We start from the raw sequence: 16,436 nt of genomic DNA, 5'->3' as shown, positions 1-16,436 counted from the left end.
AGACTAGCGGCTGGGCGCGCCGCACCCCCTGGTTACGGCGCGCCCAGCCGCTAGTCCTCGCCGGCGAGGAATCCCTCGATGTCGGGCTCCTCGCCGCCGGGCTCGGTGAGCCGCTCGGCGATGGCCGGCACGGGCTCGGCGAGCCAGGCGGGGTCGTCCTCGAGCAGCCCGTGGGTGGCGGCGAACTGCTCGGTGGCGTCGCGAATGGACTCCCGCAGCGCGCCGACGACGACGCTCTCGGCGGTGCTGGTGAGCTCGATCAGCAGCGACCGGACCTGGTCGAGCTGGTCGGCCTGCCCGCTGGTCTCGGCGATGGACGGCCACACGTGCCGCTGGAAGACGTCGACGAAGTCGGCGGCGACGCGGTCGGTGGCCTCGCGCAGACGCTCGTACTGGCCGAGCACCTCCTGCGGCCCGATGGTGAGCTGGCAGAGGCGGGAGCCGCTCTCGAGGGCCCAGCGGCGGGTGTGCGGCCGGCCGTGCCGCCACTTGACGAGACCGAGCTGGGTGGCCCGGCGCAGCAGCGACGGTCGCAGCTCCCGTACGGACACCAGCGCGCGGATCTCGTTGATGCCGATGGGAATCCAGTCCTCGGGACCGTCGGGGGCGAGCCCGAGGACGTCGGCGACGGTGTCGCCGCGGTCCCGGGCGGCGAGCAGCTGCGCGATGGCGGGCAGGGAGAAGCCCCGGTCCTGGAGCCGCTGCACGAGCCGGAGCCGCTGCACGTGACTGGCGTCGTAGCGGGCGGTGCGGCCGACGCGTCGCGGCGCATGCAGCAGACCCTTGGTCTGGTACATGCGGATCGTGCTGGTCGGCAGGCCGACCTCGGCAGCGAGCTCCTCCACGGACACACGACGATCCTCGCGTGCCCGGACTCGTCCGGTCAATACTCTTCTAGTTGTAATTAGAAGAGTTGCAGCAACATTCGGCTGTTCCCGAGCGTGTTCGGCTTCACGTACGTGAGGTCGAGGAACTCGGCGACGCCCTCGTCGAACGAGCGCAGCATCTCGTCGTACACCTCGGGCGACACCGGGGTGCCCTCGATCTCCACGAAGCCGTGCCGGCTGAAGAACTGCGTCTCGAAGGTGAGCACGAAGATCCGCGCCAGGCCCAGCTCCCGGGCGAGCTCCACGAGCCGGCCGACGATGGCGTGCCCGATGCCGCGCCCGGACGTCAGCGGGTCGACGGCGACGGTGCGGATCTCGGCCAGGTCCTCCCAGAGCACGTGCAGCGCCCCGCAGCCGACGAGCTTGCCGTCGAGCTCGGCCACCCAGAACTCCTGCACGGACTCGTACAGCGTGACCAGCTGTTTGGCCAGCAACACCTTGCCCGCGTAATGGTCGACGAGCGCCTTGATCGCGCGCACGTCGGCGATGCGAGCCCGCCGCACGAGAAGACCGTTGTCCACGTCGTCAACCTAGTCGGTCACGCCCGCACGCCAGCGCCCCGGTGAACGGCCGCCACCGTAAGCTGCCAGGCGAACACAGGCTGCGGAGGGGGAGCGATGACGGGCGCGGGTTGGGACCCGTTCGCGGAGGCCGAGCGCGGGGCCGCGATGGGCCGCACGACCGTCCTGACCACACCGGACGGCGCGTGGTGGCTGCTCAACCCGGGCCAGCCGTGGCTGTGGTGGCGCGGAGTGGGGCAGTGGCGGGCGATGTCCCCGCCGATGGACCCGGGCTTCCGCGCGACGGCCCGGCCGTCGCAGCTGCCGGGCAGCGCGGCGCCGCAGCAACCGATGTCACAGCCCATGCCGCAGCCGGCGTCGCAGCCCGTGGCCCAGCCGCAGATGCCACAGCCGGTGCCCCGGCCGATGCCGCAGGCCGGCTCGCTGTATCCGGAGCAGCCAGGCTCGCCGTACCCGGCGGTGCCGGCGTCTCAGCCGATGCAGCAGCCGGGGTCGCCGTACCCGGCGGTGCCGGCGTCTCAGCCGACGCAGCAGCCGGGGTCGCCCTACCCGGAAGCGCCGGTGTCGCAACCGTTTCCGCAGCCGGGATCGCTCTATCCGCAGCAGCCGGCATCACAGCCGTTCCCGCAGCAGCCGCAATTCCCGGCGCCGCAAGCCTTCCAGCCGCCGCCCAACGCGCAGCCGACGCAGCAGTTCCAGCCGGTGCCACAGCAGGCGCCCCCGCCGCTGCCCCAGCAAAGCCCGCCACCGCTTCCCCAGCAGGGACCGCCGCCGCTGCCGCAACAAGGTCCGCCTTCGTTGCCGCAGCAGCCACAAGGTCCCGCCGCGGTGGCCGAGCCGCTCTACGGCGGCGGCCACTTCGTGCGCACCGGCGAACCCGTGGCGGCCTTCTTCGAGAAGGCCAAGCGCGTGATCATGTGGGCGGACGGCATCCGGCACGCGGAGAACACCGCCGGCCAGGCCAACCCGGTCATCCTGCTGATCGGCCAGCAGCACAGCGGCCAGCGCCGCCTGGTGCGCTCGTTCGCCCCCTTCATGAAGGTGACGGAGGCGATCTCCGAGAGCGAGCCGGTGATCAAGACCGCGGCGAGCCTGATCCTGTCGGCGAAGGAACAGGAGAAATCACTCGAAGCGGTGACGCGGGCGGCGCTGACGGCGGAGTTCAAGAAGACGCCGGTGCTGATGATCGAGAATGCCGACGCGCTGCTGGCCGACGCGGGCGAGCGCGGCAGCATGATCGACATCATCGTGGACGTCGCGCACGACCAGGACGAGTGCTCGGTGCTGGTGCTGGCCGGCACGCCGGCGTTCCTCAAGCAGCTCACCGACGCGGCGCCGGCGGTGGCGCAGCGCGCGCTCGTCTACCACCTGCCGGACTTCGAACAGCGGGCCGCCGCCGAGGTGCTGCTCGACGTCCTGGCCGCGGAGCGCCAGGCGTCGATGACGCCGCAGGCCCGCGCCGGCATGGCCGACCTGATCACCGGCGGCCGCGCACACCGCACGATGGGCGGCGCCCGCCGGGTCGAGGCGGTGATCGAGACCGCCTGCCAGAGCGCGATCATGCGCAGCGCCATGCCTGGCATGGTGCGCATCGACGTGCCGGACCTGGAGGAGCTGCGCAAGGCGGCCGGCAACAGCGACCGCAAGTCCGCCGCCGAGCTGCTGGCCGAGCTGAACGGCATGGTCGGCCTGGACTCGGTGAAACGCCAGGTCAACGCGCTGGTGTCGGAGCTTCAGGTGGACGAGCGCCGTCGCGCCGCCGGCCTGCCGATCCCGCAGCGCAGCCGGCACCTCGTCTTCACCGGCAACCCCGGCACGGCGAAGACCACCATGGCCCGCGTGATCGCCGAGCTGTACCGGGAGCTGGGTGTGCTCGCCGGCGGTCAGCTCGTCGAGTGCATGCGGGCCGACCTCGTCGGCGAGTACATCGGCGAGACGTCCGGCAAGACGCGCAAGCTGATCGAGCAGGCCTACGGCGGCGTGCTGTTCATCGACGAGGCCTACAACCTGGTGCAGGGCGGCGACGAGGACTACGGCCCCGAGGCGGTCGCCGAACTCCTCGCGCAGATGGAGAACCATCGCGACGACCTGATCGTCATCGTCGCCGGCTATCCGCGGGAGATGAGCACGTTCCTCGACTCCAACCCCGGCCTGCGCTCGCGATTCCAGACCCGGATCGAGTTCCCGGACTACAGCAACGAGGAACTGGCCCGGATCTTCCAGCTGATGGCCAAGGCACAGGGCTATGAGCTGGGTCCGGACCTGCTGGCCGCGCTGCCGGTGCGGATGAGCCGGGTCAACCGTGGCAAGGGTTTCGCCAACGGACGGTCGGCGCGGCAGCTGCTGGAGGCGACGATCAGCCGGCAGTCGGCGCGGCTGGCCGCCAACCCGAACGCGGACGTGGCGTCCCTGAACCGCCTGGTCGCCGCGGACATCCCGGCTCCGGGCGACACCGGCGTGCGGATGGGAGCCGTTGGCAGGCAACGGAATCTGCCTGAGCTGCTGTCCGAGTTGGACAAGATGATCGGCCTGGAGCCGGTGAAGCGCCGGGTGCGCTCGATGGTCGCGGAGATGGACATCGACCGCCAGCGTCGTCAGCAGGGGTTGCCGATCTCGCCGCGCAGCCGGCACCTGGTGTTCACGGGCAATCCCGGCACCGCGAAGACCACCGTGGCACGGTTGATCGGCGAGATCTACCGCGAGCTCGGCGTCGTCACCTCCGGGCACGTGATCGAGGCGCAGCGGTCGGACCTGGTCGCCGAGTACACCGGCCAGACCGCGCCGAAGACCCGCGCCGTCTGCGAGGACGCCCTGGGCGGCATCCTGTTCGTCGACGAGGCGTACACGCTGGTCAGCGACAAGCAAGGCGACTTCGGCGGCGAGGCGGTGGCGGAACTGTTGGTGCAGATGGAGAACCATCGCGCCGACATGATCGTGATCGTCGCCGGCTACCCGAAGCTGATGGACGACTTCATGGAGGCCAACCCCGGCCTGCGCTCGCGATTCGCCAACCGCGTGGAGTTCCCCGACTACAGCAACGAGGAACTGGCGAAGATCTTCCTGGCGATGGCGCACGACCAGGGCTACACCGCGTCCGGTGACCTGGTCGCGGCGCTGCCGGACCGGATCCGGCTGATCCCGCGTGGCCGCGGCTTCGCCAACGGCCGGTCGGCGCGGCAACTGCTGGAGGCGACGCTTACCCAGCAGGCGGCGCGGCTGGCCGGGGCCGGTCAGGCCGATGCGGCGACGTTGAACGCCCTGACCGCCGCCGACCTGCCCGCGCCGGACGAGGCCGGTGTGTCGCAGGGAAGTGGCGGCCGGCGCAAGACCTTGCCGGAGCTACTGTCCGAATTGGACACAATGATCGGGCTGGAACCCGTGAAGCAGCGGGTGAAGGCGATGGTCGCCGAGATGGACATCGACAGCAAGCGGCGCGCCGCCGGGATGAAGACCGCGGAGCGCAGCCGGCATCTGGTGTTCACCGGCAATCCCGGCACCGCCAAGACAACCGTGGCCAGGCTGATCGCCCAGATCTACCGCGAGCTCGGCGTGGTCAGCTCGGGTCACGTCGTCGAGGCGCAGCGGTCCGACCTCGTCGCCGAGTACCTCGGCCAGACCGCGCCGAAGACTCGCGCGGTGTGCGAGAGCGCGATGGGCGGCGTGCTGTTCGTCGACGAGGCGTACACGCTGGTCAGTGGCACTCAGGGCGATTACGGGCCCGAAGCGGTCGCGGAGTTGTTGGTGCAGATGGAGAACCACCGTGACGACCTGATCGTGATCGCGGCCGGCTACCCCAAGGAGATGGACGACTTCATGGAGGCCAACCCCGGCCTCCGATCCCGTTTCGCCAACCGTGTCGAGTTCCCGGACTACAGCAACGAGGAACTGGCGCGGATCTTCGAGGTCATGGCCCAGGGCCAGGGTTATCGCCTCGCCGAGGACCTGCTTTCCGCGCTGCCGCAACGGATCACACGCATCCCGCGCGGCCGCGGCTTCGCCAACGGACGGTCCTCGCGGCAGCTGCTGGAGGCGACCATCACCAAGCAGTCCGGACGGCTCGCCGCCGCCGGAAACGTCGACGCCTCGGTGCTGAACCTGTTGGTGGCAGCGGATTTGCCGGCGCCCGAAGACAGTGGCGTGCAGCAGGGCGACGGCGGCAAGCGGCGTAGCCTCGCCGACTTGCTCGCCGAACTGGACGGCATGATCGGGCTGGCACCGGTGAAGGAGCAAGTGCACACGCTCGTCGCCGAAACCCGGGTGGACGCGCGCCGCCGGTCGGCCGGGCTCAAGGTCGCGCCACGCAGCCGGCATCTGGTGTTCACGGGCAATCCGGGCACCGCCAAGACGACCGTGGCGCGGCTGATCGCCCAGCTGTTCCGGGAGATGGGCGTGCTGTCGTCCGGGCACCTCGTGGAAACCAGCCGTCCCGACCTGATCGCCGAGTACCTCGGGCAGACCGCGACCAAGACCCGTGCCGTCTGTGAGAAGGCCATCGGCGGCGTGCTGTTCATCGACGAGGCGTACACGCTCGTCGGCGCCACGCAGGGCGACTACGGCCCGGAGGCTATCGCCGAAATCCTTGTGCAGATGGAGAATCACCGCGACGACCTGCTCGTGATCGCCGCCGGCTACCCCGCCGACATGGACCGCTTCCTGGACGCCAACTCCGGCCTGCGGTCGCGGTTCGGGGCGACCGTGAACTTCCCCGACTACAGCAACGAGGAGCTGACCGGCATCTTCGAGGCGATGGCCAGGAGCCAGAGCTACCTGCTCGCCGACGACCTGCGCGCCGCCCTGCCGGCCGCGATCGCCGCCATCGACCGGGGCGTCGGCTTCGCCAACGGCCGCTCGGCGCGGGGCCTGCTGGAGCGGACCATCGCCCGGCAGGCCGTCCGTCTTGGTGGTCCGGACGTCGACCTCGACGCGCTGCCCGACGAGGAGTTGCAGACCCTGCACGCCGTCGACCTGCCGGCGTGAGCCCGGTCGAGGAGGCGCTCGAGCTGCTGCGGACGCGGGCGTACTACGCGGACCGTGTCGACTGGGAGTCGGTGACCGACGCCGCGTTGGCCGTCATGAGCAGCGGCGGCACGCTCCGCGAGGCGCTGCGGCTGGCGTTCGCGTCGCTGGGCGACCGGCACAGCAGACTGGTCGGCGCCGGTATGCGCGCGCAAGGGGAGTTGCCGAGCGGTGAGGTCGTGAAGGGCGTTGGTGTGCTGCGGCTGCCGGGCGTGAGAGGCGAGGGCGGCGACTACGCGCGGGTTGGTCGCGAGGTGCTGCGACGTCCGGCGAGGGCCTGGGTCGTCGATCTGCGGGGCAACACCGGCGGCAACATCCGGCCGATGCTCGCCGTGGTGGATCCGCTGCTCGGTGACGCGGATTTCCTCTCGTACGAAAGAAGAACCGGCGAGCGTGTGCGCTTCGGCAACCGCACCCAGGCCGTCGACCTCACGGATCTGCCCGTCGCGGTTCTGCACGACGGGCGCACGGCGAGCTCCGCGGAGGGCGTCGTGGTGGCGTTCCGAGGCCGGCCGCTGACCCGGTCCTTCGGCGCCGCGACCGCCGGCGTGCCCACCGGCAATGTCCTCTGCCGACTCTCCGACGGCTCGGCGCTGGCGATCACCACGTCGGTGGCGGTCGATCGCCGCGGCCGCCGCCACGAGTCGGCGATCGAGCCCGACGAGGGTACCGGTGATCCGCTGCGCCGGGCGGTGGAGTGGCTGGGCGACATCTGATCGTGTCGACCGGCACCATTCGGCCGATCAGTTCACGACGATCGGCGGAAGATGCTCTTTATGTCCGATTGTCCGGTCAATGGTCGAAAGGTGTGCTTCGGGGGCGTTGTCCTCCAGGAAGGGATTACCCCTGTGACCGCACACCTCAGACGCCGAGTCGGGGCGCTGGCCATCGCCGGCGTGCTCGGAGCGGGCGTCTTCACGTTGGCCACCCCTGCTGCCAGCGCGGACGACACCCCGCCGAGCTCGGCCAAGCAGCTCGACAAGCACGACCGGGAACTGGTCGCCGAGGCGGAACGCCAAGGCAAGCCGACGGTCACGCTGGTGGTGGCCGCCGAGCGCGGCCGCACCGATCAGGCCGCGCAGCAGCTGCGCGACCTCGGCGGCAGGGTCGAGACCGCCGCGAAGGACGTGGACTACCTCAAGGTCGAGGTGCCGCGCGACAAGGCGGAGAAGGCGGCCCAGCTGGGCGCCGTGAAATCCGTGGACGTGGACGGCCTGATCAAGCTGGACGACCCGAAGCCGGAGGGGTCCGCGGCGCCGCTGCCGCAGAAGCCGCCGGGCAAGGACACCCCGCGGATCAACCCGTACATGCCGACCGGCGACACGGGCGCGGCGCAGTTCGCGCTGCAGGCGCCGCAGTGGGACGGCCGCGGCACGACGGTCGCGGTCCTCGATTCCGGCATCGACCTGGACACGCCGTCACTGGCCAAGACGACCACCGGCGAGCGTAAGATCGTCGACTGGTTCGACGCGAACAGCCCGACCTCGTCCGGCGACGGCACGTGGGTCGCGATGTCGAAGACCCGCTACACCGGCAAGTTCACCGCCGCCGGCCGCAACTGGACCGCCCCCGCCACCGGCGGCCTGTACACCTTCGCCACGCTGGCCGAGACCGCCGGCGACCTCGCCGCCGGCGAGTTGGGCGGCGACCTGAACCGCGACGGCGACAAGACCGACGTCTTCGGCGTGCTCCAGGACGTGACGACCAAGGAGGTGCGGGTCGACGTCGACGGGGACGGCGACTTCACCAACAACGCCCCGATGATCGACTACCGCTACAAGCAGGACGTCGGGCACTTCGGACCGGTGGCGTTCGTGGTGCAGACGAACCTCTCCAACTACAACGGCAACGACACCGCCTACGTGAACATCGGCATCGCCGGCGCGGAGCACGGCACCCACGTCTCCGGCATCGTCGCCGCGAACTCGCTGTTCGGCGGCAAGATGGCCGGCGCGGCGCCGGGCGCGAAGCTGATGGCGGTCAAGGTCTGCCTGACCACGTCCTCGTGCACGAACAGCGGCCTGATCGACGGCCTGCTCTACGCCGCCCGCAACGGCGCCGACGCCATCAACATCTCCATCGGCGGCCTGCCGGCGCTCAACGACGGCAACAACGCGCGCGCCGACCTCTACAACCGGACCATCGCCGAGTACAACGTGCAGCTGTTCATCTCGGCCGGCAACAGCGGCGCGGGCGTGAACACCGTCGGCGACCCGTCCGTGGCCACCGACGCGATCAGCGTCGGCTCGTCCATCACCGACGCGACCTGGCTCTCCAACTACGGTTCCGTGACGGCCGCGAAGCTGGGCCTGCACCCGTTCTCGTCCCGCGGTCCCCGTGAGGACGGCGGTTTCAAGCCGGACATCGTCGCGCCGGGCGCGGCCGTCTCCACGATTCCGCCGTGGCAGCCGGGCAGCCCGGTCGTCGGGACGTATCCGCTGCCCAACGGGTACGGCATGTTGCAGGGCACCTCGATGGCCGCCCCGCAGGCCACTGGCGCTGCCGCGCTGCTCATCGGCGCGTACAAGGCGACCCATCACGGCCAGCGGCCGCCGGTGGCGTCGCTGCGTGAGGCGATCAAGTCCACCGCGAGGTTCGTGTCCGGTGTCGGCGCGTACGAGCAGGGCGCCGGCCTGATCGATGTGCCGCGAGCGTTCCATCGCTTGCAGGACAACGTCTCCCCGGTTTCGGTGACGGCCAGCGTGCCGGTGAACACCGTGCTCAGCAGCCAGTTGAAGACGCCGGGGCAGGGCGTCGGCATCTACGACCGCGAGGGCGTGGCCGTCGGTAAGGCGTACACCCGCACGTACACGCTGACCCGCACCAGCGGTCCCGACCGCAACGTCCGCTACGACGTGCAGTGGACCGGCGACGACGGCACGTTCAGGTCCGCGGGCTCCGTGGTGCTGCCGCTGAACAAGCCGGTGTCCTTCGACGTCAAGGTCGATCCGCGCACCGTCGGCGTGCATTCCGCGCTGCTCAAGGTGTCCGGCACGAACCTGGTCAGCCTGAACACGGTGATCGCCGCCCAGGACTTCACCGCGGCCAACGGCTATTCGTTGTCCAGCAAGGGGAAGAGCAGCCGGAACGAGAGCACCAGCGTGTTCGTCAAGGTGCCGGCCGGGGCGTCCGCGCTCAAGGTGGACCTCGCCGCGAGCACCGGCCAGATCCGGTTCCTGCGCAACGATCCCACCGGCGTTCCGTTGGACTCCAACACATCCACCAACTGCTACCTGCCCGACGCGGGCGCCGGCTGCGCCGGTGGGACGCCGACCAGCCGCACCGTCGTCAACCCGATGCCGGGCGTGTGGGAGATCACCGTCGAGTCGCGGCGGACCTCCGACGCGGCGGTCGTGCCGTTCACGCTGACCACCTCGCTGATCGGCGCCAAGATCAGCCCGGACCCGGACACCATCGCGTCGGCGACGATCGGCACGCCGGTGGCCCGTAGCTACACGGTGGCCAACCAGCTGGCGGCGTTCACCGGCCGGCTGACCGGCGGGACGCTGGGCAGTTCGGCGATCTCCCGGCCGTCCATCGCCGAGGGCGCGAAGCAGAAGTTCGACGTGACGGTGCCGGCCGGCGCGACCACGTTCACGGCGAAGATCGGCAACCCGGCCGCCGGCGGCGCGGACCTCGACATGGTCGTCTACGACTGCACCGGCGGCAGCTGTGTGCAGGCCGGCAGCAGCGGCGGCCCGACCGCCGAGGAGCAGGTCACGATCAAGAACCCGGCCGCCGGACACTGGCAGGTGGAGATCGACGGCTTCGCCGTGCCGGGCGGCACGACCGCCTACGACTACAGCGACACCTACGTGGCGCCGTCGCTGGGCACCGTGACCGTCAACGACAGCAACGCGCTTCGGTCGTCCGGCGGCTCGTGGACGGTCACCGGCGCGGTCACCGCCGGCGCGCAGCCCGGCGCCGGGCGGGTGCTCCGCGGCGAGTTGGCGCTCGTGCTGGAGGACGGCACGGTCGTCGGTCGCTCGACGGTTGTCGTGCAGGCGGTCAGCTGACCGCCATGCTGTCCGGGTGAGACGTATCACCGATCGGCAGCGGCGGGCCCTGCTCGGGGCCCGCCAGCTGCTGGCCCGGCGCGGCGACACCGTCGCCGAGGTCGCCGACGCCGTCCTCGCCCTGCACGCCACCGACGCCGCCACCGTGTTCCTGTCGGTGTTCGCGCGGCTTCGGGAGCCGTCCGTCGCCGCCGTCGAGCAGGCGTTGTACTCCTCGATGCACCGGATGCTGGCGATGCGGCGGACCATGTTCGCCGTCGCCGACGACCTCGCGCCGGTCGTCTGGTCCTCCACCGGCCGGGCCATCGCCGCCCGTGAGCGGGCCGGTCTGGTCAAGTTCCTCGCCGACGCCGGCTACTCGGCGGCCTGGCTGGCCCGAGTCGAGAAGTCGACAATTTCCGCGCTGGCCGCCCGGGGCGAGGCCACCGCCGCCGACCTCGGCCTCGACGTCCCCGAGCTGCGGGAACAGATCGCCGTGGCCGTCGGAAAGCCTTACGAGGCAACGCAGAGCATCGGCACCCGGGTGATCCGGGTGCTCGCCGCCGAGGGCTCGATCCGGCGGTCCCGGCCCCGTGGCGGGTGGACCAGCAGCCAGTTCCGGTGGGCGCCGGCCGTGCCGTTCGAGGACGTCCCCGATGCCAAGGCCGAGCTGGTCCGGCGATGGCTCGACCGCTACGGGCCCGCGACCGCCGCCGACATCAAGTGGTGGACCGGCTGGACGCTGACCGACGTCCGCAAGGCCCTCGTCGACGCCTCACCCGTCGTGCTGGAGGACGGCGCAGCTGCCTTCGCCCCACCGGATCTCGTGATCCCGGACGTCGAGCCGTGGGCCGCCCTGCTGCCCGCCCTCGACCCCGCGCCCATGGGCTGGCAGGAGCGGTCCTGGTACCTGCCCGCCGACCCGTCGCCGCTGTTCGACCGGACCGGCAACATCGGGCCCACCGTGTGGTGGGACGGCCGAGTGGTCGGCGGCTGGGCGCAGCGTGCCGACGGCTCGCTGGCGTGGGAGGCCGTCGCCGACGTGCCTCGCGCCGCCGCTCGCGCCATCTCCGCCGAGGTCGACCGCCTCGCCGCCGTGCTCGGCGACGTCCGCGTCACTCCCCGGTTCCGCACCCCGCTCGAACGGAGGCTCTCCTCGTGATCGACCGCATCCGGGCCGCCCTCGACTCCGCCGACCCCGCCCGGTTCGCCGAGCTGCTGCACCCCGACGCCCGCTGGGGCGAGAGCTGCCGCACCCGCGACGAGGTGATCGCCTGGTACCAGGGCCTGCTCGACCAGGGCGTCCGCTTCACCGTCCAGGACATCCGGGCCGACGGCGACCTGCTGCACGTCACCCTCGACGTCACCGGCCCCGACGGCTCCTGGACCGCCCACCAGGCCGTCCGCGTCGCCGGCGACCAGGTCGTCGAGATCCAGCCCGAGGAGTGACCGGATACCCTTGAGCACGTGTCTTCCCCCTCCACGTCCCGCCGTGTCGCCCTGCTCACTCTCGGCTGCGCCCGCAATGAGGTCGACTCCGAGGAGATGGCCGGGCGGCTGACGGCCGACGGCTGGCAGCTGGTCGACCCCGACGAGGGCGGCGCGGACGTCGTGCTGGTCAACACCTGCGGCTTCGTGGAGTCGGCGAAGAAGGACTCGGTGGACACGCTGCTGGCGGCGTCGGACTCCGGGGCGAAGGTGGTGGCGGTGGGCTGCCTGGCCGAGCGCTACGGCGCGGAGCTGGCGGAGAGCCTGCCGGAGGCCGACGCGGTGCTGGGCTTCGACCACTACCCGAACCTGGGCGAGCGGCTGGACGACGTGCTCCAGGGCCGCACGGTCGAATCGCACAAGCCGGTGGACCGCCGCACGCTGCTGCCGATCAGCCCGGTCCAGCGACCGCAGAAGGCGCCGGAGGTGGCCCTGCCGGGCCACGGCACGGCCTGGGGCCCGCAGGTGCTGCGCACCCGCCTGGACAAGGCGCCGGTGGCCCCGCTGAAGATCGCCTCGGGCTGCGACCGGCGCTGCTCCTTCTGCGCGATCCCGAGCTTCCGCGGCGCCTTCGTCTCCCGCAGCGCGGAGGAGATCCTGGGCGAGGCGGCCTGGCTGGCCACGCAGGGCGTCCGCGAGGTGTTCCTGGTCAGCGAGAACTCCACCTCGTACGGCAAGGACCTCGGCGACGTCCGGGCCCTGGAGACGCTGATCCCCAGCCTGGCCCAGGTGCCGGGCATCGACCGCGTCCGTGTCTCCTACCTCCAGCCCGCCGAGACCCGCCCCGGCCTGGTCCGCGCGATCGCGACGACGCCGGGCGTGGCCGACTACTTCGACCTGTCCTTCCAGCACTCCAGCGAGGCGGTGCTGCGCCGGATGCGCCGGTTCGGCTCGACCGACTCCTTCCTGGACCTGATCAAGCAGATCCGCGACCTGAGCCCCACGGCCGGCATCCGCACCAACGTCATCGTCGGCTTCCCCGGCGAGACCGAGCACGACCTGGCCGAGCTGGAGCGCTTCCTCACCGAGGGCCGCCTGGACGCGGTGGGCGTGTTCGGCTACTCCGACGAGGACGGCACCGAGGCGCTGACCCTGGACGGCAAGCTGGACGCGGACACCATCGCCGAGCGGGTGGCCCGCTTCTCGGCCCTGGTCGAGGAGCTGACGGCGCAGCGCGCGGAGGACCGGATCGGCGAGCAGGTGGTGGTCCTCGTCGAGCACGAGGAGGATGACGACAGCGACTGCGTCGGCCGGGCCGCCCATCAGGCGCCGGAAGTCGACGGCGAGTGCGTGGTCCTCGACGCCGACGGCCTGAAGGTCGGCGACCTGGTCCGGGCCGAGGTGACCGACAGCGAGGGGGTGGACCTCATCGTTCGCCCGATCGAAGTGCTGCCGCGATGAGCTCCCCGGGCGAGGAGCCCAGAGCCGTGCCGCTGGTCAACATCGCCAACGTGTTGACCGTGTCGCGGCTGGTCATCGTGCCGTTCTTCCTGCTCGCCCTGTTCACCGGCGGTGGCACCGACCTGCTGTGGCGGCTGGTCGCGTTCGGGCTGTTCGTGCTGGCCTCGATCACCGACCGGATCGACGGCGACCTGGCCCGCAAGCACGGCCTGGTCACCGACTTCGGCAAGATCGCCGACCCGATCGCGGACAAGGCGCTGACCGGGTCCGCCCTGGTCGGCCTGTCGATCCTGGGCGACCTGCCGTGGTGGGTGACGATCGTGATCGCGGTCCGCGAGCTGGGCGTCACCCTGCTCCGGTTCTGGGTGATCCGCTTCGGCGTGATCCCGGCCAGCCGCGGCGGCAAGGCCAAGACGCTGATGCAGATCGTGGCGATCGGCTTCTACCTGCTGCCGCTGCCGCCGTGGCTGCTGTTCGTCCGCTGGGTGACGATGGGTATCGCGATCCTGCTGACGGTGGTGACGGGCGTGGACTACGTGCTCAGGGCGTTCCGGCTGCGCGCGGTGGCCCGCCGCTCCGTGGCGCCGTGACGGCCGACCTGGTGGCCCGGCTGCGACGCCTGGGGCACACGGTGGCGACGGCGGAGTCGCTGACCGCCGGCCTGGTGGCGGCGGAGCTGACGTCGGTGCCGGGGTCCAGCGCGGTCGTGCGCGGCGGCCTGATCGTGTACGCGACGGAGCTGAAGGCGAAGCTCGCCGGCGTGGACGCGGGGCTGCTGGCCGAGCACGGGGCGGTGCACCCGGATGTGGCGGCGCAGCTGGCCCGGGGCGCCCGCGACCGCTGCGAGGCGACCTGGGGCCTGGGATTGACCGGCGTCGCCGGCCCCGACCCGCAGGACGGGGTCGCACCGGGAACCGTGTACGTGGCGGTCGCCGGCCCGGCCGGCGTCGAGGTGCGCCGGCTGAGCCTGGCCGGTGACCGGCACCAGGTCCGGGCCGACAGCGTGACGGCCGTGCTGGACCTGCTGCGGGCCGCGCTGCCGGCTACTTCCTGAACACCCAGTACCGGTAGCCGATGTAGTTCAGTATCGACGCGACGCCGATGGTGAGCAGGTTGGCGATCACGTACTGGACGCCGAGCGAGACCAGCCAGGGGAACACGATCACGCCGAAGCCCCAGTTGGCGACCGCGAGGATGCCGTAGTAGACGAGCTGCTTGCCGGCCGGCAGGCTGCTGCCGAACGACCACATGCGGTTGAGCGTGAAGTTGAAGAAGAACGCCACCACGGTCGACACCATCTTGGCCGGCTGGGGATCGACGCCCAGCAGGCCGTGCAGCACGAAGACCACGCCGGTGTCGACGCCCGCGCTCAGCCCGCCGACGACCAGGAAGCGCACGAAGCTGTGCTTGGCCAACCGGACCACGAAGTTCGGTGGCGTTTCGTCCGGTTGTCCCCGCTCTGCGACGAGATCCATCATTTGTCCCCTACCTCGTCGGGATTGCCGTTGCGTCGGTGAACTTAGCCGTCCGCACGGCGACGAGCAGCACGGCCACCCCCACGACGCCGAGCGCCAGCGTCGCCGGCGATCCGATCACCGGATGCCAGGGGCCGTCGAGGGGATTCATCAGCGGGATCTCGCTGTTCAGCCCGTGCTGGAACCGGATCATCGCGTACATCAGCGCCCACAACTGCTCGAACGCCACTACCCCGGCCACGAACCCGACGGCGGCCCGCTGGTGACGGGCGCTGACCGCGCCGCTGCGGCTGATGATGTGCGTGGCCATCAGCACGATGCCGGCGGACACCGGCAGGATGTAGCGGCCCTGCATGATCATGCCGAGCGAGTGCACGGTGAGGACGTCGCCGGCGGCGATCGGCACGAACGTGACCGCCACGGTGAGGATCATTCGCCACCGGTCGGCCCGCGAGCCGACCACCATCGCGGTCAGCACGATGAAACCGGTCACCGCCAGCCACACGAAGTAGAAGGTGGCGGGCAGTTCCGTGTCCAGGTAGCCGAAGTAGCCGATCATGCCCTCGACGTAGCCGGGCAGCCGGTCGGCGATCACGACCCGCAGGGCCTGGGCGTACGTCCAGTTGTGCCCGCCGACGGCGAGCAGCTCGTTGGCCTTCAGCACCAGTGTCCACACGCCCGAGGCGACCCCGGCCACGCCGACGCCGACGATCAGGGCCCACACCTTCTTGCTGGTGAACAAGCGCTTGAGCCGCGTCCCGCCGGCGAACAGCAGCACCGCGACGGCGGCCTCGGCGACCTCCAGCGGGCCGTTCGGGCGCACCAGGGCGAGCACGGCCGCGGCGACGCCGGCCAGCCACACCAGCCGACGGTCGATCGGCCCGTCCTCGAAGACCAGCGGTATCAGCGCCGCCCACATCGCGACCGCGGAGGCGATCTCCAGGCCGTTGGGGTTGATCTCGCCGATGACGCTCAGCGCCTCCGGCGTGACCGCGAGCAGCAGGCCGGCCAGCATGAGCGGGCGGCGCACCCAGCGGACCACGGCCAGCGCGGCGAACCCGACGAAACCGGCCGACAGCAGCACGCCGATCAGCCGGGACAGCGTGAGGCCGAGGTTGTCCGGCATCCAGCTCAGCGGCCAGCCGACCAGCGCGTAGTACAGCGGCTGGTAGCGGCCGGCAGCGGTGGTCTCGTTGACCATCTGGCCGTGGATCGGCTGCTTGTCGTAGAGGCACGCGGCCGACTTCGAGGGGTCGAACGCGAAGCAGGCGTCGAACTTCAGCTCCGAAGGCACGTGCTGGGTGACCGGACCGACGGCGGTCCAACCGTCCGGCGCGATCTGCCCGCTGACGACGCCGACGGCGCGCACCATGTGGGCGCGTTCGTCCGGCGCGCCGTCCCACGGCTGGGCCATCGCCCACGCCGCGCCGAGCAGCGCGAAACCGAGAAAGATCAGCACCGGGACCAGGCGAGATCGCGACGTGGTCGGCACCGAGGTGACGACGGTGGATTCGCCGGCTTCATCCCGTGCGAGGAGAGCCTCCGACACGCCAGGGATCGTAGAGTATGCGCCGTTCACCCCCGCAGCGGTCCGCGAAACGGCGGTCCGCGCGGCTTTCGGCGCGGCGACAGGTGAACAGCGGGTAGCCGGCC

12 protein-coding genes are annotated in these 16,436 nt (G+C 71.2%); 8 read left to right on the top strand and 4 right to left on the bottom strand.

Features of this window, described 5'->3' with window-relative positions:
• Window positions 1–50: 50 nt before the first annotated feature.
• Both BCF44_RS11415 and BCF44_RS11410 read right to left on the bottom strand, forming a co-directional pair.
• A complete protein-coding gene (locus tag BCF44_RS11415) occupies window positions 51–851 on the bottom strand; it encodes a MerR family transcriptional regulator (protein ID WP_246014947.1) in 801 nt (266 codons plus the stop codon).
• Window positions 852–904: 53 nt separating this feature from the next.
• Window positions 905–1,408, bottom strand: coding sequence for an amino-acid N-acetyltransferase (locus BCF44_RS11410; RefSeq protein ID WP_116174137.1), 504 nt, complete (start codon window positions 1,406–1,408; stop codon window positions 905–907).
• Window positions 1,409–1,504: 96 nt separating this feature from the next.
• On the opposite strand from BCF44_RS11410, the gene BCF44_RS11405 reads away from it, so the two are divergent.
• From BCF44_RS11405 to BCF44_RS11370, 8 genes are all read left to right on the top strand, one after another.
• Complete coding sequence (locus tag BCF44_RS11405) at window positions 1,505–6,385, top strand: AAA family ATPase (protein WP_116174136.1); 4,881 nt, start codon at window positions 1,505–1,507, stop codon at window positions 6,383–6,385.
• Complete coding sequence (locus BCF44_RS11400; protein WP_116174135.1) at window positions 6,382–7,140, top strand: S41 family peptidase; 759 nt, start codon at window positions 6,382–6,384, stop codon at window positions 7,138–7,140. Before BCF44_RS11405 ends, BCF44_RS11400 begins: the two co-directional genes overlap by 4 nt.
• A 123-nt stretch (window positions 7,141–7,263) precedes the next feature.
• The gene (locus BCF44_RS11395) at window positions 7,264–10,440 is read left to right on the top strand and encodes a S8 family serine peptidase (protein ID WP_379798204.1); all 3,177 of its coding nucleotides are present in this window, start codon (window positions 7,264–7,266) and stop codon (window positions 10,438–10,440) included.
• 16 nt (window positions 10,441–10,456) lie between these two features.
• Window positions 10,457–11,581 (top strand): winged helix DNA-binding domain-containing protein, encoded by a 1,125-nt coding sequence (locus BCF44_RS11390; RefSeq protein WP_116174133.1) that lies wholly within the window; start codon window positions 10,457–10,459, stop codon window positions 11,579–11,581.
• Window positions 11,578–11,868, top strand: a complete 291-nt coding sequence (locus BCF44_RS11385) for a nuclear transport factor 2 family protein (RefSeq protein ID WP_116174132.1) — start codon at window positions 11,578–11,580, stop codon at window positions 11,866–11,868. The genes BCF44_RS11390 and BCF44_RS11385 overlap by 4 nt, the downstream gene beginning before the upstream one ends.
• An 18-nt stretch (window positions 11,869–11,886) precedes the next feature.
• Window positions 11,887–13,308: a 30S ribosomal protein S12 methylthiotransferase RimO gene (gene rimO, locus BCF44_RS11380; RefSeq protein ID WP_116174131.1), complete on the top strand. Its 1,422-nt coding sequence runs from the start codon at window positions 11,887–11,889 to the stop codon at window positions 13,306–13,308.
• Window positions 13,305–13,898: a CDP-diacylglycerol--glycerol-3-phosphate 3-phosphatidyltransferase gene (gene pgsA, locus BCF44_RS11375; RefSeq protein ID WP_116174130.1), complete on the top strand. Its 594-nt coding sequence runs from the start codon at window positions 13,305–13,307 to the stop codon at window positions 13,896–13,898. The genes rimO and pgsA overlap by 4 nt, the downstream gene beginning before the upstream one ends.
• On the top strand, window positions 13,895–14,362 hold the full coding sequence (locus tag BCF44_RS11370; protein WP_246014945.1) for a CinA family protein: 468 nt from the start codon (window positions 13,895–13,897) through the stop codon (window positions 14,360–14,362). Before pgsA ends, BCF44_RS11370 begins: the two co-directional genes overlap by 4 nt.
• Here the strand turns inward: BCF44_RS11370 and BCF44_RS11365 are convergent.
• Both BCF44_RS11365 and BCF44_RS11360 read right to left on the bottom strand, forming a co-directional pair.
• Window positions 14,352–14,783, bottom strand: a complete 432-nt coding sequence (locus tag BCF44_RS11365; RefSeq protein ID WP_170217477.1) for a GtrA family protein — start codon at window positions 14,781–14,783, stop codon at window positions 14,352–14,354. The genes BCF44_RS11370 and BCF44_RS11365 overlap by 11 nt on opposite strands.
• A 10-nt stretch (window positions 14,784–14,793) precedes the next feature.
• Window positions 14,794–16,332, bottom strand: coding sequence for a DUF2142 domain-containing protein (locus BCF44_RS11360; protein WP_116174128.1), 1,539 nt, complete (start codon window positions 16,330–16,332; stop codon window positions 14,794–14,796).
• Between the last annotated feature and the right edge of the window lie 104 nt (window positions 16,333–16,436).

Source organism: Kutzneria buriramensis, from assembly GCF_003387475.1.
In the GTDB taxonomy this organism is placed as follows: domain Bacteria; phylum Actinomycetota; class Actinomycetes; order Mycobacteriales; family Pseudonocardiaceae; genus Kutzneria; species Kutzneria buriramensis.
Note: the sequence above shows the minus strand (reverse complement) of the source record. Positions and strands in the feature narration are given on the sequence as shown.